Below are 23,537 nucleotides of genomic sequence, written 5' to 3' on the forward strand. Positions count from 1 at the left end.
GTTTTGAATCATAAAGAAGGAGCAAATGCTCCTTCTTTTGTTTTAAGACGAACCGTTTTGTCTAATAGTTAATCGCTCGATCTTTCGGACGCAATTTTAACAATCAAAACACTGTACCTATTTCGACTTTTGTTTATCATTGAAGTCAGTATTCCTAGTTTCAAGGACCGAATTTACCCATGAACACCACAAACATTCTTCTACTATGCGGCGGTGGATCTTCAGAGCACGAAGTGTCTTTAGTTTCAGCCAATTACCTTTTTGATCAACTTAAGAGCGTTGAAGACTTTAACGTTGTGAGAGTTGAGATTAAGAGCGAAGGTTGGTGTCTAGATTCGGGCGAATTGGTTTATCTTGATATCAATAATCAAACGCTACGAGGCGATAACCTAGACTCAAAAGTCGACTTCATTGTTCCTTGTATTCATGGTTTCCCAGGTGAAACCGGTGATATCCAATCACTGTTTGAAATGGCGAAGATCCCTTATCTTGGCTGTGGTTCTGAAGCTAGCAATAACAGCTTCAACAAGATCACCTCTAAGCTTTGGTATGACGCATTGGGAATTCCAAACACGCCATATCTATTCCTATCTGACAATACAGATGAAGCTCATTCACAAGCAACTCAAGCTTTTGAAAAGTGGAGCAAAGTATTCGTAAAAGCGGCACGCCAAGGCTCTTCTGTTGGCTGTTATCAAGTCAACCATATTGAAGACTTGAGCGAAGCTATCAACAAAGCATTTACTTATTCAGATCAAGTGCTTGTTGAAAAGTCAGTGGTGCCAAGAGAGCTGGAAGTTGCGGCTTATGAAATCGACGGAGAGCTGCACATTAGCAAGCCAGGCGAGGTGATTGCACCGAATGGCGCATTCTACTCTTACGAAGAAAAATACAGCGCAGATAGCCACTCGATCACAGAAGTTGAGGCAACTAACCTTACTGATGAGCAACGTCAACTGATTGCGGACAGCGCTCGCAAAGTGTTTACACAAATGAAGCTTCGTCACTTGTCTCGTATAGACTTCTTCTTAACGCAAGATAATGAGATCTACCTAAACGAAGTTAATACCTTCCCAGGCATGACACCAATTTCGATGTTCCCAAAAATGGTTGAACACGACGGACATAAGTTCGCTCAATTCCTAGAAAACTGTGTAAGAACGAGCCTTTCTTAAGCATATTTTCTGAGAATTCGTATAATCAATTCACAATAAAAAGCGGCTTGGATAACTTCCAAGCCGCTTTTTTACTTCTATCTTTTTTGTCTCTTGGCTTATTGCCATGGTGTTAGTGCCTTAAACTTCATTTTTTCACTTTCTGCCGTACTCGAATAACCAACATACTGGGCAGGCATTGCAGGGCTAAGCCAGCGTCCAAAGTCCTGAATCTCTCTGATCTTAAGCCCTTGTTTAGAAAGCTCTTGCGCCGCACCAACTCGTATAGAGTTTCCTGAAAAGTGATGATTTTCTGCCAAACCGAGTAAGTCACTAGCACGCCTTAGTATTCGATAGATGGATGAATCATCTAGTGGTTGAAGGCTGATGTTTTCATGCTTATCAATTGCCCGAAACAGAGTTAATTCACCTTCCAGCCCTGTATAGCTTAGCCAGCGTTCAAGTGAAGAGCTTGCAACGGGTGAGAGCTTGTAACGCGAGTCCTTGATCGCGATTTCATAAACACCATCGACACTCTCAACATCACCCGAAGATAAGGACTTAAGTTCTGAGCGCTTTAAAACACACTCGAACATCACGTTATAAATTGCTATGTCACGGATCTCTTTTAGCGTTGCCTTATCATGTGCGAGCAAGGTGTTTAATTGACTAAGGTGTGAAGATGTCATCGCGTTTGTTTGTTTAGCGTCACCAGCCATTTGAGCTTGTAAGTGGAGCAGGGTGAATCGAACTTGCCTATGCTTAATAGGGTTGGGGAAGTTAAACACGGTGTGTAATAAGCTAAGCGTTGCAGTGTAACGTTTTAATGACGCAAACTTTCTATTACTAGACTCGGTTTCTAAAAAACGACGAACTGCAGTAATTGACGCAGGGAGTGTATTAATGCGGAACTTGGCGCAGAAAGCATGGTAGCGGTTCCAATCACTGTAGATACCCAACAGTGAATTACGAGAATATTGGTAGCCTGTTAACTCGTCGATAACATCAACCGAAGATTCTCTGTTTAATTTTTCAACAAACGAATTAATTATCGCAGAGTCGGTTAAAATAGGGACATTTTTTCTCAAATTACCGTACCTCGACAGGTGTTTTTGCCATATTATGCTTGCTATCGTTATTAGTATACTTATGATTAATGCAGTGAAAACAAAAAGATGATCAATAGATATGGCTAATTCAATTTACCGTGGGATCCATCTGCAATCGACCGATTCCACAAACACAATTTGGCGTACTAAATTAAAAAACCACGTTATTCAAGGTAACTTAGCTGCCGTAAAAAAGAGTATCGATTGGTGGATTGATACTGCATCTATTATTGACCCAAAAGAGTTCACAGCATTAAGTAAGTCTAGAGGGACTGGTGGCCAAACTGAAAATTTCAATGGTTACCAAATCAAAAATGACACTGGTGAGCCCAACGCATGGTATTGCATGTTTAACGGCCGTCTTATCAAAGGCGGGAAAACGGCCATACAGCGTCATATCGAAGCTTACTTAATCGCTAAACAAAAAGCCGAGCAACAAAAGAAGTAAATTATGAGCCTAGTATATTCAACAGAAACAGGTCGTATTAAACCTGAAGAAGAGAAAGTCCAACGTCCAAAAGGCGATGGTATCGTTCGAATCCAAAAAGAAACCAAAGGCCGTAAAGGCAAAGGCGTTTCTGTCGTAACTGGCTTAGATCTAGATGACGCGCCATTAAAATTAATGGCTGCAGAGCTTAAGAAAGTTTGCGGCTGTGGTGGCTCAGTAAAAGATGGCAACATCGAAATTCAAGGCGACGCACGCGATAAGATTAAAGCGCACCTTGAAAAGAAAGGCTACAAAGTTAAGTTTGCTGGCGGTTAATCTCTAACTAATACCAGGGGTAAAATCGAAGATTATTATCACTGAATATTAGGTATTTTATGGTAAATAACCACTATGGTTAAATACACAGTATAATTTAAAGAATACCGACACAATACAAAGGCAGGGCATCAGACATAGAGTCCTGCCTTATAAACAGCAAAACCAATTTAACATAACGTACATAATACGCAGTTGGCTAGTGCTTTATTTGGGGTGGCTGCCATCAACGCTAATCCTGCGCAAGTCATTGAAATACTAGTTAAACCAAGCCCGTTATACTTTTTTGCAATGCTGTTCCAAAGCGTTTGTGCTTCGTACGTTTTCGCTTTATCTAGCGCCAAACCAACTAACGCCTTTTCTTTATCTTCACCGACAACATCAGCAAGCATAAGTACTTGATTCTCTTTAAGAAAAGCTCTGTCTTTTCGAATATCCGTTAGCATTTGAGTGCTAATACCTAAATCAGATGCGACTTGCTTATATTGGACATAATTCATGTGCTCTTTATAAGCGTCTATGAGTTTCTTTGTGTACATTTTGAAAACCTCGTTTGTTTCCTCTAGCTCGATTCTAGCTCATAAACACGAAAATTATCGTATTGCCACTACGAGATTTATCGTATTTACTGTACGGAAATTATCGTACTTACTTCTTCTGGTGGCTTCTATGTTTACAATTGAACCTATCCAATACGGCTCTGTTTTAAAATCTGAACACGTTAGCTTCTCAAGCTATCCAGATTTCATACACGCGTCCGTGTCTCTTCATAACTCACCATTAGAAATCTGCTTTGAGTTCCTTGTTAGTGAACTTGAGTTCGGCCAACACACAATTGGTGAAGAACTGTTTCACACTGTCAGCTACAAGAATCCACTTTATAACTCTAGTGACGCTTTCACGTTTACGTTTGATAACGACCAAGAGCTTGAGCAGTTTTGTTCGTTCTACGGTGTGGAACGTTAATCATGGATTCAATCTACTTCGACAATGAACCTAATCACGGTATCAACGCCTATTTCCCTTGGGGTCATAATTTCTTTAAAACTCCGCGCGATTTCTTCCAGTTCATGGAAGCTCACTATGGAATGGTGTCATTTCAGATTGTTGAAATCACAGACGAAAACTACCAAGAGCTTTTGGTTAAGGGCGTGTTCAGTGCCATCTAAAAAACCACATAAGTTTCATGATGAAATTCGTCCGGTTCAAGTGGATCACCTAGCTTTTTCATTTTCGTATGGCTCGCTGAGACATTTGGATAGCTCTAACGAACAAGACTTTATCAACTTGCAGTTTCCTGAGTTTAAGAAGCAAACCGTTAAAGGCCGCCTTAACTCACCAGAAGCTATAGAAAAATCAATTGAGTTACACCGTAACAAATGCCGTAAAGTTTTGGCTGATAGGTTTGATGAGTTTATGGCGAAAGTCTTTAACTTCCGTTTGTCTCCTATGCGTGGTCGTGGCTTGCATGGCTACGAAGATTCGATGGTGATTTACGACTCTACCGGAACCGTTGAATGTGGCTTGGTCGGTGTTGGCGGTAACAATGACACGGTCTATGTACAGATTAATGGTACTGGCTGCTCTAAGTTATTCGACTTCACGACACACAAAAAGCTGCACTGGTGGCTGTCTCTTTTGGGTATCACTCGCCTAGCCCGTTTGGATCTCTGCGTGGATGACTACACCGGAATCTTTGACTGTAAGTATGCTGAGAAATGTTTTTATGAGGGAGCATTTCGCACTGCTTCTCGTGGTCGTGGCCCGACAATGGTTCCTCATAAGCGCGTTTCACAGTCTGGTGAATTATCAGAAGAAGCTGTACTTGTTGGCTCTCGTACGTCTTCAGTTTACTGGCGTATCTACAATAAAAAGTTTGAGCAAAACATCGCTGACCCTGAAGTCATTTGGTATCGCAACGAAGTGGAATTGAAGAAGTGTGATTTAGCACTACTCGCCTCGCCTGCTTCGGCCTTTGCTGGTCTGTGTGACTTCGCCGCCAGTATCGACCCTGCTGAACCAATGAAACTTGAATTGAATAAGAAGAAAGCCGGACTTGAGTTTATGGCTCGTATCGCTTGGGTTCGCCGTCAATGTGGTAAGGCTCTATCTGAGGTCGTTGCTATGACTGAGGGAGACTTGGGGGAAGCGTTTGGAATGCTCATTCCCACGCATCATCGCCGCGCTAATTTCAATACATCGTTGGGCATTCCTGACGAATACACTAAACAGAAAATCGAAATTTTGGAGTCAAGAATATGCCTACAATAACTGGTATCTCTATCAAGCGTTTCCCTAAATCTGGCATGGAGTTCGCGGAGCTGTCTGTACTTCGTGCCGTTGAAGAAGTCGATAACGAGAAGTTTCAACAAACGGGCATCGGCTTTTCAACTGACATTCCATACAACAAGCAAGCACTGAAAATTGATGTGGAATACGCACGTCAGCTTATCCAATCGCGTGCTTTTGTGGCTAACCGTGAATACGAGCTGAACTTTGGTGCTAACCCAAATGACCCGCTCGATATCTTGGTCAACAAGCTTGTTCCTGTCGATGAGGAAATCAAAAAGCACTTCGATAACTTCATGAAAGCTAAGTAATTAGGTCTTAGTGCTATGTCTATTTGCGTGACTGTTATTGATGGGGTTTTGCAGCAATCGTCCGGTGATGTTTGTGAATATGTCTTGGTCTCTAAAGAACAGTTATCGCACTTGGTTAATGGCCAATTTGATTGGTCATTATTGGAATTCGACAAAGCTCTTTATGAGTTCGTCGTACAACAAAGCTTAATCACGTTCATTGGTGGACATGTATTAGGTCGAGTATTAAAACACTTTCGTTAATCCTTTTAGGAATATTATTATGAATAAACTACGTCAAATGGCTAACAATAAAATCCTTCTTGCGTCTATCGCTCTTACGTCAGGCTCTGCTTTTGCTGATGCTTCAGCGAATGAAACAGCTATCACTTCTGCGGTTAACGCAGGTAAATCAATGGTGCAACTGACCACATCAGGTGTAATTGGTATTGCTGCACTTGGTTTCGGTCTAGGTATGGTTGTCGCTTGGCTCCGTAAGTAATGATTGTCTCCGTTGTCCTTGGCTCTCTAATGTGTGCCTCATTCCTTTATGGGGTTTACACGGGAGTCATAGCAGGTTGATTGATTGGGAGCTTCGGCTCCCTTTTTATTGAGGGCTACTTGTGTATTCTAAAAACTCTATATCTTTGCTTTTACTCGCTTTGACAATGAGTCCCTATAGCTTTGCATACTATAAAGTGAGCAAAGTCATCACATTTGGTCATTTCTGCAAGGTCTCATATTCCGTAGGTCAAACTTACACGGAGGGGTCCAACCCGTGTAACGGAGACACATCTAGAAAATGGCATTACAAAGAGAACTCATGGGTTACAGCAGGAAAGATCTATGCAAAACAAGTGTATAACACTACAGGTAACTCCAAGAGCGTTGTTGTCGCAAACGTAATTTGGGTGGATGAACCTAACTGTAAAACGATGGAAGGTGAAAGCTTAGGAACAGTAGCATTCCCAGTTGGTACGTCGTCAGTCTCCACTGTTTGTCGCAATAAATGTAAAGCGAACTTAATGCAAGGAACTTGGGTTTCTGGCGGTGTTCAAGACGACCCCCGTCCTTTTGGTCACTACAACTATTCAGGGCAACCCTGTGATGGAACGGAAGGCTCTGGTGGTGATGGCTCCACTGGCGGTGACGGCTCTACTGGTGGCGACGGTTCTACTGGTGGCGACGGTTCTACTGGTGGTGACGGTTCTACTGGTGGCGACGGCTCTACTGGTGGCGACGGCTCTACTGGTGGCGACGGCTCTACTGGTGGCGACGGCTCTACTGGTGGCGACGGCTCTACTGGTGGCGACGGTTCTACTGGTGGTGACGGYTCTACTGGTGGCGACGGCTCTACTGGCGGTGACGGCTCTACTGGTGGCGACGGTTCTACTGGTGGCGACGGTTCTACTGGTGGTAACGGTTCTACTGGTGGTGGCAGTCCCAATAACGGTGATGGTCTTACCAAAGGTGATATCAAAGACGTTCTTGAAGATGTCTTTGGGAAATCAGGCCAATTTAGCGCTCCAGGACAAGGTGATGGTTACGCTACTAATACTGTACTCACAACAGCAGTTGATGATCTAAAAAATGAAATTGATGACTTAGAAAAATCTCTTGAACGTAAGCTCCAGCAATCACCATTAAAGCTTGGACAAATGTCGTTTTCTAACGGTTCTTATGACAGTACCAGTTTCTCTTTGAGCAAATGGAATGTTGAAGTGGGCTTTAATTTGTTTAGCTCTTTAGGCTCTGCCAATACCAACATGATTCGAACCGTTATCTTATTTATCGCCACCCTATTAGCTGGCTTTATCTTGCTTTCTTCCGGTCGCTCTAAGGTATAAATCATGGAATATTTCTACAGCGCGCTTGATTACCTCGTTTCTGTTTTCGGCAGCATTTACGACTTTTTCGCTACCATACCGGAACTGTTTGTGGACGTGTTCACATACGCATGGTTTTGGTTCATTAAGCTTTATATCTACTTAAAAATCCAAATGTTAGAAATGGCCTATAGCGTTGCCTCTTTGCTACTTTCTGAATATGAAGTCTATACGGTGCTGAACATGGCTTTTAACAAGCTCCCTTCAGACTTACGCTTTGCTTGTTACCAGTTCGGTATCGTTGATTCAGTTCGGATTGTGGTTGATGCGTTTGCTACGGCATTTGTACTTAGAATTATGGGGTGGTGATATGGCTGTTTCCTTTCGTCATGGCTCTAATGGAGCTTATAAAACCGCTTATGTCACATGGTTCGAAATTCTCCCTGCCTTGCGTGAGGGTCGTATCGTTGTAACCAACATTGAGGGCTTGAAACCTAAAGAGTCTATAGAAGAGTTATTGGGGGAAAAATTCCCAGAATCTGCACGACTGATTAGGATCTTTACACGATCTTCTGAGGGCGTGATGCTTTGGCAAAATTGGTTTAACTGGATGCCCATTGGTGCATTCATCGTTATTGATGAGTGTCAGGATTTGTATTGCCCTGAAGCAGGTTTTAAGCGTGAGAAGTTTTTACAAAGACCGTTTTCAGAGTTCGTAGATTATCTACCAAAAGACTTTTCTGAGCTGTTCTATTCTCGTTGGCTTCCAGTTGACCCTGACTCGTTTGAAGTGGGAGATGTTGATGACTGCGAACGAACCCAACTCGACGAAAATAACAGACTACTCTACCCGTTCGACTTCTATGGTGCATTTACGCGACATCGTAAATACCAGTGGGATATTGTCATGCTCACGCCCGACTACACTGCAATCCCTACTTGGTTGAAAGGATGTGCCGGTGAAGCCTATTCGCACCGTTCAACGGATACTTTCTTTCAAAGTCGTAAGCCTAGGATTTTTAACCACCCTCCCAAATCCACAAAAACAGCTCCATCGACAAAAGCCGACATGGCCAGTAGCACCAATAAGAAAATTCCTGTTGATGTGTTCGCGCTTTATAAGTCCACGGGAACAGGAGGCTTTAACGCTACCAAATCTGACATCTCGATTTTGAAGTCACCCAAATTCATTCTCGCGATCATTATTGGCTTCGCGGCCATCGGCAAATTTCTATGGGATTTATCTTATGTACTATCTGATTCTGATGTGGGTGAAGTTCAAACGGTTGATGCGCCAGCTGCCCCTACCAACTCGCCTACTCTATCTGCTCCGGCTAACGTTCCAGTATCTGAAAATGTTTCTATCCAAGATGGGCAAAGTTCTGTTCGGGTGGATTCTAGCGATGCTACTTCTCAAGCTTCTCCTGAAAGTCTTCCTGATGCTGTGAATCCTTTCTTTGATGCCTTTCCTGTATTCAATGGCTCTACAGCGGTCTATCTTACGTCAGTAAATAGAACGATTTATCCAAAGGGGTTTGGTGAGCATTCAGAGTTTGTCTTTAGGATAGATAAAGGCGTGGACACCTTTTATGTACGTTCGGCTATATTGAACCGCTACGGCTACCGCTTCGAATTGATTGATGATTGCTTGATTCAAGTGCGTTCTAAATCAGTGTCTAGGGTTCTAACGTGTCCACCTACATCGAGTGGCGTTGCTATCGCTTCTGAAAGTAACGATTTGATGAGTGGTAGAGTTGAAGACGTTCAAAGGTCTGTCGATATCTTCAGCATGTGACGAATGACATACTTGAACGGAGGTCTGTCAAAAAATGACATACTCGCCCCGCAGGGATAAGGGCACTCGATACAGTTCTTGGGTATGACTTTCCCAAATGCCCGAAAAGCAGCGAAGCGTAGCTGGCTCAATGAAACCACCTTACTAACCCTTCACATTGCTAAGATCACCCTAGCAGAGCCTCACAACATCAGTGGGGCTTTTTGCTACTGCAACCCATATGACTCTTAACTCTTGGTATTCCGCTCACAGCTTCGCGTGAGTCGTGAGAGCTGAACAGCGAGCGCGACGCTGTGGGCGGCACAACCCCCGTGTTGTATCACGGGGGTAAATTCGACCTATCTATCAACAATCGCTAAACTCAAATACACAATCAATTAATTCATACAGTTAGTTGTGGTAATATCCAATCAAGCACTTATAACCTCACTATATCTGGTGACACTATCGTGATAGCAATAGAAACAATAACTAGAAAAATGGCACAAGGGAGAACCAACCCATACTTGTGCAAAGGTGATGATGGTAAGCAATATGTAGTAAAAGGCAGTAGCGCAACATGCGCTGGACTTGTAAAAGAGTGGATTGTTGCCCATTTAGCAAAAGACTTTGGCTTACCCATCCCTGACTTTAAGATTGCTTGGCTTGATCATGACCTTGTTGAGTTTGGGACATTTGGCTTAGAAGCAGGTTATTGTTTCGCGTCACTATACATGCCGAACCTCCAAGAAATAACCTACAATCAAGTTAAGGGTGTACATAACCAGTTACTACGAGATTTATTTATTTTTGACTATTGGATAAAAAATAATGACCGGAATCTAACTAGTAGTGGCGGAAACCCCAACTTTTTCTTAGAGCAACGGACTAGAAACACTTGTGTTGTTGATCATAATTTAGCGTTTGCTGATGACTTTAAAGCAGAAGAGCATGTAACTGAGCATGTTTGTTGTGATTACTGGGAAGGTTTAGATCTAGTCGATAGAGAAATCTATACACAAAAGTTTCAAGGCGCTCTAGAAGGTATCGATGCAATCATCGAAAAGATTCCAGATGAGTGGTTAGAGTTGTATTCTAAAGATACTATTCATCGTGAAATTACGTTAGTATTGCAACAATTTCTAGATGAGCCATTTTGGGAGGACATATCATGAAAATAGCATTACAATTCGCGATTGTTCGCTTTATGCCATTCGCAGAAACATCAGAGTTTGCCAATGTTGGTATCCTTGCGTTTGCTCCAAAAACAGGTTTTGTTAGTTATAAGCTGGCCCCTGCACGCTTTAAAAGAGTTACAGACTTTTTTGATGACCTTGAAGGACAGCTTTATAAACAAGCTATAGCTAATTTTGAAGATGAACTTTGCTATGTTCAAAATTACGCGAACAATATTAGCGGACAAGAGCTCGTTGATATAATGCAAGAAGTAACAAGAACTCGAGAAGGCTTGATGACCTTTGGTGATCTTAGTGTAATGATGGCCGAAGATGCTGAACTTGCCGTAGAGCAGTTATTTGACCGCTTTATTGGTAGAGATTTCAAAGACACGAAAGAATACCGTGAACAGCAGATGGTTAGAGTATTACGGAAAGAATTGATTAGTAATTTAACTGTTCGTTATAAAGAGCAAAGTCTTAATACTGGATTCAGCCAATTTAAAATGCCTTTAGTTGCTAAAGAAGCAGATGTGATTAAGGCAATAAAACCTTTGGCATTCGACCAAAAAACTCCATTAGCACTTGTTGATCATGGAGACCGTTGGATTTCTCGAGTAAAACACTTATTACAAGCTCGCACTGTCCAACAAGATGATTTTTTGTTTACGATTGAAGAACCAAGAAGCAAAAAAGATGAGTTTTTAACCGCTTTTGAGACTGTTCACAATGGTATGAAAGAACTCGGTGTTAAGGTTCTTCCTTACAAGAACAAACAAGATATACTGAAATTTGCAGAGTTCGATGTCGAACATATGATTGATGATTTTCAATTAGTAACAAATTGATCAAAGAGGCTACTTAACAGTAGCCTTTTTTTTATCTAACCTTCAAGACTACTCAATTTGATAATTCATAAATTAAAAAAGCCGAACTCAATGAGTCCGGCTTCTTTCTCCTGATATGAGCAAAAAGGAGGTTCGTCAATTAATGATATTGCGCTCTAACTTCAGCAATTTTCTTACTATATTCCCTTTCAATCCTTCTAATCTCTATATCTCGCTCCCTCTTAAGCTGCATAATTTCTCGATTTAGCAGAGAGTAAGAATCACTTTGATAAATGAGATCACAACGGCTACTCACTTCGTCAATAGCACGACTCGAACCACTCAAATTAAACGCATGTTCGTAAACCTTGCTACCGTACTTAAATGCCCGTAAATGTACATTGCTCCCAGCTTTTAACTCTTTCATTAAGCCTTTACTTGGTTTCTGAATGAAAACAAATTTGCTGTTTGAGTTAGACATTACGGCTTCTAAGCTATGTACCTTGCCCCTATCAACCCTAAGTTTTACATTTAACTTACTGTTAGCCCCTGCAATATAACTCCCTGTATCTTTGTTGCCGAATACAACATACATTTCGTTAGATCGTCTTGCAGAATCACACCTAAAACCAAACTGTGCATTATCAGAGTAAGTTTTTTGTACATACACCTGTTTATCACTAATGGGGTCAACATAGGAGCTAGGGAAAAATTTTGCGTGAACAGAAACAGAAGTCATTAAAATTAATGAGAGGAGCATTGAGTTTTTCATAAACAATACCTATCCAAGAAAATAAACCCATACTCTACACGAATCCATGGTCATTTTTTAAGACAGTTAACATCTTGTAGCGACCAACTCAATTTTACTCATTATTATTGATAATTCTAATAAAATCAGAAGATTAAAGATGAAGAAAATTAGACTCATCTTAGAACTCAACTGAGTTGTCCATGCTTTTCTAATGCTATTTTTTAATATTCGCTATCGCTCTGGCTAATCCAAGTAGATGGGTTGAGGTTTTAATCTCTAATTCAGATTGAATTCCCAAGAGCGCAATCCCTGCTAATATTTGTTGTGGCCTCACGACTTGGCCTGTCGGCAACTCCATACTGTCATATAACATTTTGAACTGTTCCCAATCATCACTTACGCTGAGTTCCCGACCTTTTGCCATACGCATAAGCCTTTTACACTCCGGAGGTATCGGTTTTCCTTCGTCCCAACCCGTGACAGTCCTCACAGTTTTAAAACACAGTTCAGCGACCTCTTCCTTTGTCATTTGGCACTCTAACTCTCGAAAAATGTAATTCTTACTCATTTCGCGATACTTCAATGATAAAACCTCTAAATACAAGAGGTTGCACTGAATTTATAAGATATGCACCATTAAACATAATCAGACATAATACGCAGTCATTATATGTGAAATCTGAGAGCTTTTCGAGCCTTATCCCTGACAGATTTCACGTACGCGCTGATTAAATTTATTCGTGTAATCACTTTGGTTGTTTGGTTACACGTTAAATCGAAATAACTAGTACCACCTTAATTACATCAGCTAAACACTCTTACTGGATCTTCACCGAGCACCTTTTATAATTCGCCTTTATTTCGTTACGGTTACCTGCCAGACAATTACGTTGCTTTGTTCACGAAAAATAACTTCTCAACTGATACTAACCACTGGATATTTTAAACGTTCAACTCCTCACAGCTTACAAACGATAGCTACGAGTCCTTTGTGTAGATTTTTCAGTAATCCTGCTGTTCTGTTTTCAGATTTCACACACGCGACCACGTCAACTAACTACACAAACAAAATCTAGATGCTTGGATTTATACGTTTCGAGTCTGTGCCTACCGAGATTGTTTTTCTAGCTTTGACTGTTTAGACTCCGAATACACTGTAATGCCCACATTTGATCTCGCTTTGTAGCAACCTGTACTTGGTACTAGCTTTGCCTTAGAACCACCAAAATTTTAAGACCTTAAACCTAGCCATTACCATATCCTGTTTATCACTAATGTAAGTTCAACTTGGCCAGTGCTCAAAGCTATTAAGCTACAAAGAAATCAGACTCTAATCATGTATTACCTGAAACAGTTCAGGGGTTAGTTTGAGGTTATTTCCTCATGTTCTCGCCTTACCCACTTAAGAAACGCACCAAAAAGTGACAGCGTAATGCTATCGAATTAAAGAACTGTTTGCTTTTTCGGCCCGCTACTTAGCGAACTCATAAAGGCCTCAGATTCGCTATAAAGACAATAAACAAACCCGCTTAAAATTAACTGTGCATTTATACAGTCAATTCCCCCCCCCCCCGTAAAAACGGTACTTACTGACTAAATTACATTCAAAATCAATGCTCTGCGTTCAGTTCTTAAACTTCTATTTGGTTTAATAGCTAGCTTTCCTGTATAAACATCAGCTAAGAACTAATTTTTAGGGTATGGCGATTCTACGAATACAAATACTCTAACATCTGATTGAACCTACTCTAAAATAATGCGGCATTGGGTTCAAATTACGTGTATGGGTTAAATATCATGAGCGACAAAGCATTCCGCAAACTCAACATATTCCTCTCGATTTTTTGCCTAGCAATCACCCTATTGTCGTTACTCTCTTTTGATAAGCTCATGAACAAGAACTACGTCATTGGGCCAGGCAAATACCCTACGTTGGTTAACACAGACCGCATCCATAATGGCGGAACAGTTGGCTCGTTACGCAGATTAAAAGATGCTATAGAGTTACAGTGTGACTTTAAGCGTACCTACAGCAAGCCATTTTGTGAGATTGAATTCGTGCTATCTGAAGAAGGCAAAGGTTTAGATCTTTCCACGTATGATTCGGTAACCATTAACATGGATTACGAAGGACAAGATAACCCAAGGTTTCGTTTTTACATTCGTAACTACGACGAGCGCTACAGTGTGAAAGGCGATGCAATGTCGAACAAGTTCAATCGCTTAGACTTTTCGCTACCAGATGCAAGCCACATCGACTTGGACTACTTCAACGTCCCATTCTGGTGGATTGATCATTATAACCCCCCTGTTTCTGATAGCGCGGTAGACATCACGAACGCGGTATCTGTTGAACTCGGGCTTGGTGCGAGCACGCTTGCCGGGCATCATTCACTTAAGATCTCTAGTATCGTCTTCCACGGTAAAATAATCAGCAAAGCTTTGCTAGGTGAGCTTTTGGTTGGACTATGGGTAATGTACTCCGTCTACTATGTCTGCTGTGCTCTACATATCGCTCGACGAAATAAAGCTCGTTCTGCACAGCAACAACGCTATTTAACCCAAGAAATTGAAGAACTAAAGGTGAAAGCATCGACCGATCCATTAACTGGCTGTAGAAACAGAACCGAAGCACTAGATACCTTCTATGATTTTGAAAGACTGGCGCAACAAGAGAAAATGATTCACGTCGCGTTGTTTGACTTAGACCATTTCAAACAAATCAATGACCAACACGGCCATGAAGTAGGCGACAAAGTTCTCATTCATTTTGTTGCTACCACCTACGAAACCCTTGGTGAACAGTATTTACTTTATCGCTGGGGCGGTGAGGAGTTCCTACTTGTTTGTCTAGAACAAACGACGCTACAGTGTCACGAATCAATCGATAACTTATACCTTGCAATGGACACAAAGGCATGGCCGAACGGGCTAACTGTGACAGCTTCTACCGGTGTCACACAGCTTAAGCAGAACGAGTCGATACGTTCTGCAATCAAACGAGCAGACAAAGCACTGTATGAAGCGAAGAACAACGGACGAAACCAAGTCGTGACGTTTTGATTCCACGTCTTTGTTTTTCACCTGCACATTTCTAAGCCCCTGTAAGATGGCTACTCAGTCAGCTAAATCTCTTAGTATTCACCGCTTTTCCATAGCAATTTTTAATCTCGTTGCTCATTCGAGCGACCATGAATTAACTTCCTTCAAGCTCAAGCCACACACTTAGGTAAATCACCATCCACCTCAATACGGACCTTGGGCTTGCTGCACTAATATGCACTCAGCAACTACTTTCTGCTGCGCTTGAAGTATGCGAACTCTGTTCTAAGCACCGTTAGATACGCAGCTCTGTCCCTGAGTATCTTAATATCGTTGCTTGCCACGAACACTCCTGCATTTAAACCATAAAACCTTACCCATTGATTAGCTTAATTAATTCGCTAATCATTGAAGTCACAGCGTCACGATCGTTAAAAAAGCTCTGATATTGAACAACTTATGGCTGGTGACACAAATGTTGACACCAAAACACCAGAATGTTTAACTTTCAACTTGCCTTGTAATTTAATTACAAAACAAAAGCTAATGCACCCCAAAAAGTAGATTACTCCGAGGTAAACTGTTGAATATATGTGGATTTACAGAATATGGAGGTGTGTATTTTAGAGCGGTATTAAGGTTGTGATTGGCGAGATAATATATTGGTGTGTAAGTATTTTAGTTATAGTGCGCTAAGGTGATAAAAAAGAAGGGCTGACGCCCTACTCTTCTTTGTTACTCATTTCTTCACGAATTTGCTCTGCAACGATTTTGATAGCTTGTGCTGTGCTAACACCTTGGCTCATCATTTCTTGGATTCGTTCAACAGCTTTTTGTTGTTCTTCGTGAGAAAGGGTTGGTAAGTCGTTTAGCATGTTCTGCTCCTTTATTTAGGAGCAGAACTATATAAGGACTATTAGTAACTAGCAAGGAAATTGACAGATGCACCCATTGCGTTTTCGTTTGTGTAGTTAGCACTTAGATCTAGCTGGAACAAATTAAGTGGCGACAAGCCAATACCGGCGGTGATCGTTCCTTCCGAGTTAGAGTAAGCTAGGTTCTTGTAGTACCCTGCCCTTAGCTGCATTTGACGCAACAGATCAACTTCAGTACCGACACGAATCATCTGCTCATTGTCTTCAAACGAAGTAAACTTTTCTGTCTCATTCAAATCATAATCAACACTTAACGAGAAGTAGTCAGACACGATACCTGCACCAACGGTATAAACTGGCTCAAGTTGATAAGCGTATTTACCACCAACTTTATGTGTAGCACCGCTTGTGCTGCTAGTTAACGTTCGGGTTGTATCTTTCGTCTCAATATCTCTTGAGAATAAGTTGGTCGCAGCAACACCCACTCGAAACGGCCCAAAGAACCAAAGCGCACCCGCATCCATGTTAAATGCAGTTTCACCATTGCTGTTTTCTCTTACGTCAGAAAGATCGTAATCGTTAACCGATGCAATGTAGTTGTACGTGTAGATACGTTGAATCTTAGGTGTGATACCAAATGAAATGTGTTGACCCATAAAGGTTTGGTATTTCGCAAGTGAAAGGCCAACTTCAGTTACACCGATTGACACAGTTTCAACGGTAGACAGCTCGACTTTGTCCGTGTCGGAACCGGTCGTGTAAACGTCAGGTGTTGCAAAAGATTCTGTGTAAGCTTTAGCAAAAAGGTTCGCAGCAACAAACTGGTTAGGAAGTGCGAATGCCACAACACCACCAAGTTCTACGTTTGCTTGGTTGCCATCAAGTTTACTAAGAGCGGCATCTAGGTCTGCGGTATTTGAAGCGTCAATAACACTATCGATATTTGATTTCATATCGTTAGGATCATTGTAGTTACCACCAAAGCTTGGGGTTATCATACCCATGTCATCGTTGCGGCGGTAAATGGCAACCAATGCTGGGTTATAGAATGGAGCAGTTAGGAAGTTTGCAGAAACAACACCAACACCACCCATTGCATCACCACGCGCTTCAATGGCGTAGTTTGCTGCTGAAATAGGAAGACTGGCGAATGCAATGGACGCTGCGAGTAGTTTAGTAGTTTTTTTCATGCCGTTTATCTTTGTTAGATCCCTTACATAGTTAACGGCACAATTTTAAATTACTTTATCTCTTCTTCGCTAGAAATATCATAAGTTTTACTGATAGTTTGTGCTTGTTCTATCGCTATATCGCCTTGCCAGCGTGAATGCACCATAGAAACAGCCAGAACATATCGGTCATTGGGTAAATCCTCACCAGACAAGCTCATCGGATAATCCGACTCATAACTCTTACCCCAAACTTGTTCATAGTGCTCGTCGATATAGTCGTATAAACCGACTTCCAACTTAGGTAACGGACAATATGGGTTGAGTAAGTCTTTCTTATCAATTCGCCATGTATCTTTAGATGCCCAACGCACTTGCTGACGCATCGCTACTTCACCAAGAACAATCCATGTGCTCCAAGAGTTACCACCATCACCTTTCACGTTCAGACGATACAAACCAGAATCCAACTGCGACGCTAGGTTGTAACGCTTGCGGTACAAACTAACTGACGCATTGTTGACCACTTCACTTTCTTTCGTGAATTCACTATCGGAAGAGACAACCTTGTCGACCCACTTTTCGAAGGTGATATCTTGAATGCCTTGCTCAGATTCAACATCAATTGAAACTCGGAATGTGTCGCGGCCAGGGCTTTGAATTATGTGCCTTTTGACGACGACCGAACTTATCCAATCGGGCAAAGTTTTTTTGGTGAGGGTTTTACCACAATCTTTGTTCAACGCTTGGTCAAACAATTCGTTGAGGTGATCTTCTCGGGATTGAGAAGCATTGATTTGCCAAACTTCCACTAAAGAATCAAACATCTGCGGTAAGTCGTTATCCAACAAATGTTTATGTACTTGAGTCAGAGCATCACTGCTTTTAAACCAATCTGCTGCGTGTGCGGTGTTAACGACACTCGACAGCATTAATAGTGGAAGTAAGGCTTTTTTCATTACGCTTTCATCTTATAGCCAACGCCACGCAGCGTTTCGATCTCTAGACCTGGCAGCTTCTGTCTTAATTGCAGAACATGCGTATCTACGGTACGAGTTGTTGGGAAGTGGTTGTATCCCCATACGTGATCAAGTAGTTCGTCACGTGTAAATACTCGGCCAAGGTTACTTGCCAGGAACAACAACAGATCAAATTCAGTGCGCGTTAGCGTCACTTCTTGCTCATTGAAAAACACTTCACGTGTTGCCTTGTCGATAACAAGGTTTTGAGCGATAACTTTTGATGTGTCCTGCTCTTCAGCGTCTGGCAGACGAAGCTGCGCACGAATACGAGCAAATAGCTCGGCTTCTGCGAATGGCTTCGTTAGATAATCGTTCGCGCCTGAATCTAGGCCCGCTACTTTGTCTTTCACTGTAACCAATGCTGTCAGCAAAATTACAGGGATATCTTTCTTCTTCTTCCAACCTGGAAGTGAATCTACTGAGTCACCATCAGGAAGTTGACGGTCTAGGATAACTAGATCCGCTTGTTCCCAATAGCCTTCAACTTCAGAGATCAGTTCAGCATGTAAACATTCATACCCAGCTTGCTCTAGGCTAACTAATAGGCCATCAGCTAAATTCTTATCATCTTCAACGAGAAGCAATGTCTGTTTCACAAGGTATCTCCAAAATAAATGTTGTCGGGGGGCCGATTAGCGTCATGTGACCGCCCATTTTTCCGACCATAGATTCTACTATCGTCAGACCTAAACCTAGTCCACTCTTACTAACGAATGGCTTTCTTAGTTGCCCCCAGTCTTTGCGGGACAAGTCTCCATTATCTATAACTTTGAATGTCAGCTTCTTGTCAGAAGTATTCAGTTCTAGTATCACTGGTGCGACACCGTATTTAACAGCGTTCCTGATCAGGTTATCGATACAGGTCCCTAACCAATATACGTTCACTTTTGCAGCAATATCTTGGTTGATGCGCAGTTCGATTCCAGGTGCGAAATCTTCTTCAACTTTGTACTCTAACCACTCTTGTACACTTGGTACCCACTTAGTTGCGAGTGGTTGATTGTCCGACTGTAAGTAGTCTTTACTTGCCTCTGCTAACTGTCTTAAACGACGCGTGTCTTCACACAGTCGACGGAATTCATCATAAACCGATTCAGGTAAGTGTTCGAACTCTCGTCTGAACCCTTCAACGGTCAATGATAAGCTCGCAATCGGCGTTCTCAGTTCGTGTGTTAAGATCTGAAGAACCAACATACGACTCTTCAATTCCTGTTTCTTACTATTCCAACGGTATATCGCCCAACCTAGCACAAGCATGATGTTGGCAATCACCAGAATAAACATCGCGACTTGCAGAAGTTCTGAATGGTCTTCAATTTCCCAACACACGTTACCACGTTGGACGAAACAACTCTTACCTTCTGACGATAAGCTGAACGACAACCCTGCTACCGTGGCGTTTTCATGCCAATCAGATTCTTTGTATAGATAGTATCTGTCACCACGTTTGACCCACATTTCGTCAAGCTCGACAAACATGCTAGCACCGGCCAATAGCGCAGTGATGGCTTCGTTATCCATCTGTTGCAAGCGAGACAGTAGCTCATCATTTTCAGTATTCGGACGCTCTTGAATATGCATGTAGCGCTTCAGAGAGTCGAACTTTTCTGGGTATTTCTCAACATAACGCGCCGCATAAGAGCCACCACCTGGGTGAATCAACCCACTACGACTAAACCAACGATCTGACAGTTTAGTGCCCTTACACATCGCTCTCGTAAACACTAAAGGTTCAGTGATCAAAGGGCTCAACGGCAACTTACCACTACAAGTTTTTGATAGCTGGTATAGGCGCTGAATATCTTTAAGTGGGTACTCTGCTGTTTGCGGCAGCATTGAAGAAGGCGTGATCAAACGTGTCGGATAATCAGCCTGAAGCAATCGAATATCATAAGATTCGATTGCCGTTTCATGATCAAATAGTTTGGTGAAATTATCGATACGCTCAGGCAAAGAATCAGCAAACGCGTTTACTGATACTGATACTGATAACGTAGCGATAAGAAGAGTAAATGTTCTTTTGATGATCACAAACCAGCGCAAATTCATATAGATCAAACAAATATATACCATTCGCTTTCAAAGATAAATTTTAACCGCATGAAAAACAGCAAGAATGACGACTAACTGTCATTAAATTGACTTGATTGCGCTCAAAGCAAGCGGATGTACTAGTCTAACGCATTAGAGCTAAGCCATTTCATCGTCGCTATGGGAAGCAATTAGTGCGCTCATGTTCTCTCGCATTCGCACTATTTCCCCCACTCTGTAGGCACAAAAAAGGAGCTCAATTGAGCTCCTTACTTTTGTTTCTAGAACCGACCTCTATAGGTGCTCTAGAATACCTAGACAGCTTTGTTTAGCATCGCCAAACAGCATCTGTGTGTTGTCTTTAAAGAACAATGGGTTTTGTACGCCTGCGTAACCCGTGTTCATAGAACGCTTGAAGACGATAACGTTTTGAGCGTTCCAAACTTCCAGTACTGGCATGCCAGCAATTGGGCTGTTTGGATCTTCTAGAGCTGCTGGGTTTACGGTGTCGTTCGCACCAATAACCAATACAGTATCTGTCTCGTCAAAGTCATCGTTGATTTCGTCCATTTCAAGAACGATATCGTAAGGTACTTTTGCTTCAGCAAGCAGTACGTTCATGTGACCCGGTAACCTACCCGCTACTGGGTGGATACCAAATCGAACATTTACGCCCTGTGCACGGAGCTTTTCAGTAATTTCGTGTACTGGATACTGAGCTTGAGCTACTGCCATGCCGTATCCCGGAGTGATGATTACTGACTTAGAGTTCTTAAGCATGTCAGCAACGTCTTCTGCTGAAGTTTCACGGTGTTCACCTTGATCTTCATCGCCTTCAGACACTTGAACTTCCTGACCGAAGCCACCAGCGATAACACTAATGAACGAGCGGTTCATTGCTTTACACATGATGTAAGACAGAATCGCACCCGACGAACCAACCAGTGCACCCGTTACGATAAGCAAGTCGTTTGCAAGCATGAAACCTGCCGCTGCCGCCGCCCAACCAGAGTAAGAGTTAAGCATTGAAACAACCACTGGCATATCTGCACCGCCGATTGATGCCACTAAATGGTAACCGAATGCGAACGCGATAAGTGTCATCACCATCAGTGCGAACATGCTGCCATCTGCTTTAACAAACATGATCATAAGCAGTGTAGAAATCACAATAGCCGCCAGGTTCCACTTGTGCTTATGAGGAATGTTCAATGCAGATGAAGAAATCACGCCACGAAGCTTACCAAACGCAACAATCGAACCTGTGAACGTCACAGCACCGATAAATACGCCAAGGAATACTTCTACTAAGTGAATAACGTGCTCTGCATGAATATCAGCAGGGTTAAGTGACACAGCCGCTGGTGGATCGATGTAGCTGTTGTAGCCCACCAATACCGCTGCCATACCCACGAAACTGTGCAGAATTGCCACCAGCTCAGGCATTTCCGTCATTTCTACTTTTCGTGCGTAGTGGATACCGATACCACCACCGATCACCATTGCTATGATGATCCAAACAATACCAGCCGAATGAGGGCCGAAGATCGTTGCGATCAACGCGATAGCCATACCAGTGATACCGTAATAGTTACCTGCACGTGCAGATTCCTGTTTCGATAGTCCAGCCAAGCTCATAATAAAGAATACTGCAGCAACAATATAAGCTGCTTGTACTAATCCTTCAGACATCTATTACTCCTTAGTCTTTACGGAACATTTCAAGCATACGTTTGGTCACGGTAAAGCCACCAAAGATATTGATACTTGCAATTAACACGGCAATGAAAGATAGGAAAGTAACGACACCGTTGCCTTGTCCAATCTGTAATAGAGCACCTACCACAATGATCCCTGAAATCGCATTCGTAACAGACATCAAAGGCGTATGCAGAGAATGGCTAACATTCCAAACTACGTAATAACCCACCACACAAGCAAGAACGAAAACGGTAAAGTGAGATAAGAACGCAGCAGGCGCTACCGACGCAACCCAAGCGAAAGCACCAACCGCAACGGCCATTCCTGCGGCTTTTTTGACTGGAGACGTAGGTTCTTCAACTTTAGGCTCAGGTTTCGCTGCTTTTGGCTTAGCCTGCTGAGGTTGAGCTGAAACTTGAATTGGTGGCGCTGGCCACGTGGCTTCACCCTCTTTGACGACTGTGACACCGCGAAGTACAACGTCATCAAAGTCGATATTGATGTTACCGTCTTTCTCTTTGCAAAGTAGTTTCAGTAAGTTCACTAGGTTAGTCGCGTACAGTTGCGAAGATTGAGTTGGCAGACGACCAACCATGTCAGTGTAACCGACAACCTTCACACCATTTGCCGTTGTGATCACTTGATCCGCTACAGTGTATTCACAGTTACCACCGTTCGCGGCTGCAAGGTCGACAATCACGCTGCCTGGCTTCATGCTATCAACCATCGCTTTAGTGATCAGCTTAGGCGCAGGGCGGCCTGGAATCAGTGCTGTTGTAATAATGATATCAACGTCTTTTGCTTGAGCCGCATAAAGCTCTTCCGCTTTCTTGTTAAACGCGTCAGACATCTCTTTTGCGTAGCCATCACCAGCACCCGTATCTTCCTGGAAATCCACTTCCAAGAATTCAGCGCCCATCGACTCTACTTGCTCTTTTACTTCAGGACGAACGTCGAATGAACGAACAATTGCACCCAGGCTACCTGCAGCACCAATAGCCGCCAAACCTGCAACGCCGGCACCCGCAACCAGTACTTTCGCTGGTGGAACTTTACCTGCCGCTGTAATTTGACCAGTGAAGAATCGACCAAATTCATGCGCTGCTTCAACCACTGCACGGTAACCCGCGATGTTTGCCATAGAACTTAACGCATCGAGTGCTTGAGCTCTTGAAATACGAGGTACAGAATCCATCGCCATCACATTGATGTTTCGGCTCGACAGATGTTCCATTAATTCAGGGTTTTGAGCAGGCCAAATAAAGCTGACCAATGTTGCGCCATCTTTAAGTAGGTCTATTTCATTTTGAGTATCGTCAACGATTGGAGCGTTAACTTTAAAGACAATATCGGATTTCCAAGCTTCATCTGCACTTACAACTTTTGCTCCAGCTTCTTCATAAGCTGAATCCTCAAAACTTGCTAGCGCACCTGCTTGTGATTCAACACAAACTTCAAATCCTAATTTTAGAAGCTGTTCGACCGATTTCGGCGATGCAGCGACTCGCGTTTCACCCGCGAGCGTTTCTCTTGGTACACCTATCAACAAATTAGACTCCTTGTGTATCAATTTGTGATTATTATTCTTACCAAAGACCAGTTAAAGAGATCGCAGCCATTGGATACACCAATTTGCATAACTACTCTTTCACTATTGGCACACGACTTATTCGTTTGTATCTAACGACAACTAATACTTCAAGCGTTTTGTTCAAAGAACAGAAAAAGTTATTACT

Annotated in this window: 26 protein-coding genes; 15 read left to right on the forward strand and 11 right to left on the reverse strand. The window is 42.4% G+C overall.

Going from position 1 to position 23,537, the window contains the following annotated elements:
* Positions 1-179 precede the first annotated feature (179 nt).
* Complete coding sequence (locus L1D55_RS03195; RefSeq protein ID WP_239916495.1) at positions 180-1,175, forward strand: D-alanine--D-alanine ligase; 996 nt, start codon at positions 180-182, stop codon at positions 1,173-1,175.
* A gap of 98 nt (positions 1,176-1,273) precedes the next feature.
* On the opposite strand, the gene L1D55_RS03200 is transcribed toward L1D55_RS03195, so the two are convergent.
* Positions 1,274-2,242 (reverse strand): tyrosine-type recombinase/integrase, encoded by a 969-nt coding sequence (locus L1D55_RS03200; protein WP_239916496.1) that lies wholly within the window; start codon positions 2,240-2,242, stop codon positions 1,274-1,276.
* A 100-nt stretch (positions 2,243-2,342) separates the two neighbouring features.
* Between L1D55_RS03200 and L1D55_RS03205 the strand changes: the two genes are divergently transcribed.
* Complete coding sequence (locus L1D55_RS03205) at positions 2,343-2,711, forward strand: DUF3319 domain-containing protein (RefSeq protein ID WP_102425134.1); 369 nt, start codon at positions 2,343-2,345, stop codon at positions 2,709-2,711.
* Between the two features lie 3 nt (positions 2,712-2,714).
* The gene (yciH, locus tag L1D55_RS03210) at positions 2,715-3,026 is read left to right on the forward strand and encodes a stress response translation initiation inhibitor YciH (RefSeq protein WP_008221404.1); all 312 of its coding nucleotides are present in this window, start codon (positions 2,715-2,717) and stop codon (positions 3,024-3,026) included.
* A gap of 170 nt (positions 3,027-3,196) precedes the next feature.
* Here yciH and L1D55_RS03215 read toward each other — a convergent pair whose 3' ends face one another.
* Positions 3,197-3,565 carry a DUF3693 domain-containing protein gene (locus L1D55_RS03215; RefSeq protein WP_239916497.1) on the reverse strand — a complete coding sequence of 123 codons (369 nt, stop codon included), beginning with the start codon at positions 3,563-3,565 and terminating at the stop codon, positions 3,197-3,199.
* A 130-nt stretch (positions 3,566-3,695) separates the two neighbouring features.
* On the opposite strand from L1D55_RS03215, the gene L1D55_RS03220 reads away from it, so the two are divergent.
* From L1D55_RS03220 to L1D55_RS03270, 11 genes are all read left to right on the forward strand, one after another.
* Positions 3,696-3,992, forward strand: coding sequence for a hypothetical protein (locus L1D55_RS03220; RefSeq protein ID WP_239916498.1), 297 nt, complete (start codon positions 3,696-3,698; stop codon positions 3,990-3,992).
* A 2-nt stretch (positions 3,993-3,994) separates the two neighbouring features.
* Positions 3,995-4,195, forward strand: coding sequence for a hypothetical protein (locus L1D55_RS03225; protein ID WP_108167716.1), 201 nt, complete (start codon positions 3,995-3,997; stop codon positions 4,193-4,195).
* Positions 4,185-5,297 (forward strand): replication initiation factor domain-containing protein, encoded by a 1,113-nt coding sequence (locus L1D55_RS03230; protein ID WP_116871527.1) that lies wholly within the window; start codon positions 4,185-4,187, stop codon positions 5,295-5,297. The genes L1D55_RS03225 and L1D55_RS03230 overlap by 11 nt, the downstream gene beginning before the upstream one ends.
* A complete protein-coding gene (locus L1D55_RS03235; protein WP_239916499.1) occupies positions 5,285-5,626 on the forward strand; it encodes a DUF1293 family protein in 342 nt (113 codons plus the stop codon). The genes L1D55_RS03230 and L1D55_RS03235 overlap by 13 nt, the downstream gene beginning before the upstream one ends.
* 15 nt (positions 5,627-5,641) lie before the next feature.
* On the forward strand, positions 5,642-5,869 hold the full coding sequence (locus tag L1D55_RS03240) for a transcriptional regulator (protein WP_239916500.1): 228 nt from the start codon (positions 5,642-5,644) through the stop codon (positions 5,867-5,869).
* A 19-nt stretch (positions 5,870-5,888) separates the two neighbouring features.
* Positions 5,889-6,107 carry a hypothetical protein gene (locus L1D55_RS03245; protein ID WP_239916501.1) on the forward strand — a complete coding sequence of 73 codons (219 nt, stop codon included), beginning with the start codon at positions 5,889-5,891 and terminating at the stop codon, positions 6,105-6,107.
* Between the two features lie 355 nt (positions 6,108-6,462).
* The gene (locus L1D55_RS03250) at positions 6,463-7,452 is read left to right on the forward strand and encodes a hypothetical protein (protein WP_239916502.1); all 990 of its coding nucleotides are present in this window, start codon (positions 6,463-6,465) and stop codon (positions 7,450-7,452) included.
* Positions 7,453-7,455: 3 nt separating this feature from the next.
* Complete coding sequence (locus L1D55_RS03255) at positions 7,456-7,800, forward strand: hypothetical protein (protein WP_239916503.1); 345 nt, start codon at positions 7,456-7,458, stop codon at positions 7,798-7,800.
* A gap of 1 nt (position 7,801) precedes the next feature.
* Complete coding sequence (locus L1D55_RS03260) at positions 7,802-9,226, forward strand: zonular occludens toxin domain-containing protein (RefSeq protein WP_239916504.1); 1,425 nt, start codon at positions 7,802-7,804, stop codon at positions 9,224-9,226.
* Positions 9,227-9,675: 449 nt separating this feature from the next.
* On the forward strand, positions 9,676-10,380 hold the full coding sequence (locus tag L1D55_RS03265) for a HipA family kinase (protein ID WP_239916505.1): 705 nt from the start codon (positions 9,676-9,678) through the stop codon (positions 10,378-10,380).
* Positions 10,377-11,228: a DUF3037 domain-containing protein gene (locus tag L1D55_RS03270; RefSeq protein WP_065608076.1), complete on the forward strand. Its 852-nt coding sequence runs from the start codon at positions 10,377-10,379 to the stop codon at positions 11,226-11,228. The genes L1D55_RS03265 and L1D55_RS03270 overlap by 4 nt, the downstream gene beginning before the upstream one ends.
* Before the next feature lie 139 nt (positions 11,229-11,367).
* Here the strand turns inward: L1D55_RS03270 and L1D55_RS03275 are convergent, their stop codons facing one another.
* Together L1D55_RS03275 and L1D55_RS03280 are read right to left on the reverse strand one after the other, a co-directional pair.
* Positions 11,368-11,979, reverse strand: a complete 612-nt coding sequence (locus L1D55_RS03275; protein WP_239916506.1) for a hypothetical protein — start codon at positions 11,977-11,979, stop codon at positions 11,368-11,370.
* Positions 11,980-12,175: 196 nt separating this feature from the next.
* The gene (locus L1D55_RS03280) at positions 12,176-12,544 is read right to left on the reverse strand and encodes a phage protein (protein ID WP_065608080.1); all 369 of its coding nucleotides are present in this window, start codon (positions 12,542-12,544) and stop codon (positions 12,176-12,178) included.
* Positions 12,545-13,758: 1,214 nt separating this feature from the next.
* Here L1D55_RS03280 and L1D55_RS03285 point away from each other — a divergent pair.
* Positions 13,759-15,024, forward strand: coding sequence for a GGDEF domain-containing protein (locus tag L1D55_RS03285; RefSeq protein WP_239916507.1), 1,266 nt, complete (start codon positions 13,759-13,761; stop codon positions 15,022-15,024).
* 701 nt (positions 15,025-15,725) lie between these two features.
* On the opposite strand, the gene L1D55_RS03290 is transcribed toward L1D55_RS03285, so the two are convergent.
* From L1D55_RS03290 to pntA, 7 genes are all read right to left on the reverse strand, one after another.
* Positions 15,726-15,878 (reverse strand): YoaH family protein, encoded by a 153-nt coding sequence (locus tag L1D55_RS03290; protein ID WP_004739134.1) that lies wholly within the window; start codon positions 15,876-15,878, stop codon positions 15,726-15,728.
* A gap of 41 nt (positions 15,879-15,919) precedes the next feature.
* On the reverse strand, positions 15,920-17,068 hold the full coding sequence (locus tag L1D55_RS03295; RefSeq protein WP_239916508.1) for a conjugal transfer protein TraF: 1,149 nt from the start codon (positions 17,066-17,068) through the stop codon (positions 15,920-15,922).
* A gap of 50 nt (positions 17,069-17,118) precedes the next feature.
* The gene (locus L1D55_RS03300) at positions 17,119-18,006 is read right to left on the reverse strand and encodes a DUF2861 family protein (RefSeq protein WP_239916509.1); all 888 of its coding nucleotides are present in this window, start codon (positions 18,004-18,006) and stop codon (positions 17,119-17,121) included.
* Positions 18,006-18,665 carry a response regulator transcription factor VxrB gene (gene vxrB, locus L1D55_RS03305; protein WP_167480352.1) on the reverse strand — a complete coding sequence of 220 codons (660 nt, stop codon included), beginning with the start codon at positions 18,663-18,665 and terminating at the stop codon, positions 18,006-18,008. Before vxrB ends, L1D55_RS03300 begins: the two co-directional genes overlap by 1 nt.
* Positions 18,640-20,118 carry a sensor histidine kinase VxrA gene (vxrA, locus tag L1D55_RS03310; RefSeq protein WP_239916586.1) on the reverse strand — a complete coding sequence of 493 codons (1,479 nt, stop codon included), beginning with the start codon at positions 20,116-20,118 and terminating at the stop codon, positions 18,640-18,642. The genes vxrB and vxrA overlap by 26 nt, the downstream gene beginning before the upstream one ends.
* 276 nt (positions 20,119-20,394) lie before the next feature.
* Positions 20,395-21,792, reverse strand: a complete 1,398-nt coding sequence (gene pntB, locus L1D55_RS03315) for a Re/Si-specific NAD(P)(+) transhydrogenase subunit beta (protein ID WP_239916510.1) — start codon at positions 21,790-21,792, stop codon at positions 20,395-20,397.
* Between the two features lie 10 nt (positions 21,793-21,802).
* Positions 21,803-23,350: a Re/Si-specific NAD(P)(+) transhydrogenase subunit alpha gene (gene pntA / locus L1D55_RS03320; protein ID WP_239916511.1), complete on the reverse strand. Its 1,548-nt coding sequence runs from the start codon at positions 23,348-23,350 to the stop codon at positions 21,803-21,805.
* Positions 23,351-23,537: the final 187 nt, after the last annotated feature.

Source organism: Vibrio sp. Isolate22, assembly GCF_022398115.1.
In the GTDB taxonomy this organism is placed as follows: Bacteria; Pseudomonadota; Gammaproteobacteria; order Enterobacterales; family Vibrionaceae; genus Vibrio.

Excerpts from the sequence above, each read along its gene's own strand:
- L1D55_RS03215 (WP_239916497.1), bottom strand. The coding sequence starts at position 3,565 with ATGTACACAAAGAAACTCATAGACGCTTATAAAGAGCACATGAATTAT.
- L1D55_RS03240 (WP_239916500.1), top strand. The coding sequence starts at position 5,642 with ATGTCTATTTGCGTGACTGTTATTGATGGGGTTTTGCAGCAATCGTCC.
- vxrA (WP_239916586.1), bottom strand. The coding sequence starts at position 20,118 with ATGAATTTGCGCTGGTTTGTGATCATCAAAAGAACATTTACTCTTCTT.
- L1D55_RS03255 (WP_239916503.1), top strand. The coding sequence starts at position 7,456 with ATGGAATATTTCTACAGCGCGCTTGATTACCTCGTTTCTGTTTTCGGC.
- L1D55_RS03245 (WP_239916501.1), top strand. The coding sequence starts at position 5,889 with ATGAATAAACTACGTCAAATGGCTAACAATAAAATCCTTCTTGCGTCT.
- L1D55_RS03275 (WP_239916506.1), bottom strand. The coding sequence starts at position 11,979 with ATGAAAAACTCAATGCTCCTCTCATTAATTTTAATGACTTCTGTTTCT.
- L1D55_RS03270 (WP_065608076.1), top strand. The coding sequence starts at position 10,377 with ATGAAAATAGCATTACAATTCGCGATTGTTCGCTTTATGCCATTCGCA.
- L1D55_RS03205 (WP_102425134.1), top strand. The coding sequence starts at position 2,343 with ATGGCTAATTCAATTTACCGTGGGATCCATCTGCAATCGACCGATTCC.
- L1D55_RS03235 (WP_239916499.1), top strand. The coding sequence starts at position 5,285 with ATGCCTACAATAACTGGTATCTCTATCAAGCGTTTCCCTAAATCTGGC.
- L1D55_RS03300 (WP_239916509.1), bottom strand. The coding sequence starts at position 18,006 with ATGAAAAAAGCCTTACTTCCACTATTAATGCTGTCGAGTGTCGTTAAC.
- L1D55_RS03295 (WP_239916508.1), bottom strand. The coding sequence starts at position 17,068 with ATGAAAAAAACTACTAAACTACTCGCAGCGTCCATTGCATTCGCCAGT.
- L1D55_RS03260 (WP_239916504.1), top strand. The coding sequence starts at position 7,802 with ATGGCTGTTTCCTTTCGTCATGGCTCTAATGGAGCTTATAAAACCGCT.
- L1D55_RS03225 (WP_108167716.1), top strand. The coding sequence starts at position 3,995 with ATGGATTCAATCTACTTCGACAATGAACCTAATCACGGTATCAACGCC.
- yciH (WP_008221404.1), top strand. The coding sequence starts at position 2,715 with ATGAGCCTAGTATATTCAACAGAAACAGGTCGTATTAAACCTGAAGAA.
- pntB (WP_239916510.1), bottom strand. The coding sequence starts at position 21,792 with ATGTCTGAAGGATTAGTACAAGCAGCTTATATTGTTGCTGCAGTATTC.
- L1D55_RS03220 (WP_239916498.1), top strand. The coding sequence starts at position 3,696 with ATGTTTACAATTGAACCTATCCAATACGGCTCTGTTTTAAAATCTGAA.
- L1D55_RS03195 (WP_239916495.1), top strand. The coding sequence starts at position 180 with ATGAACACCACAAACATTCTTCTACTATGCGGCGGTGGATCTTCAGAG.
- L1D55_RS03285 (WP_239916507.1), top strand. The coding sequence starts at position 13,759 with ATGAGCGACAAAGCATTCCGCAAACTCAACATATTCCTCTCGATTTTT.
- L1D55_RS03290 (WP_004739134.1), bottom strand. The coding sequence starts at position 15,878 with ATGCTAAACGACTTACCAACCCTTTCTCACGAAGAACAACAAAAAGCT.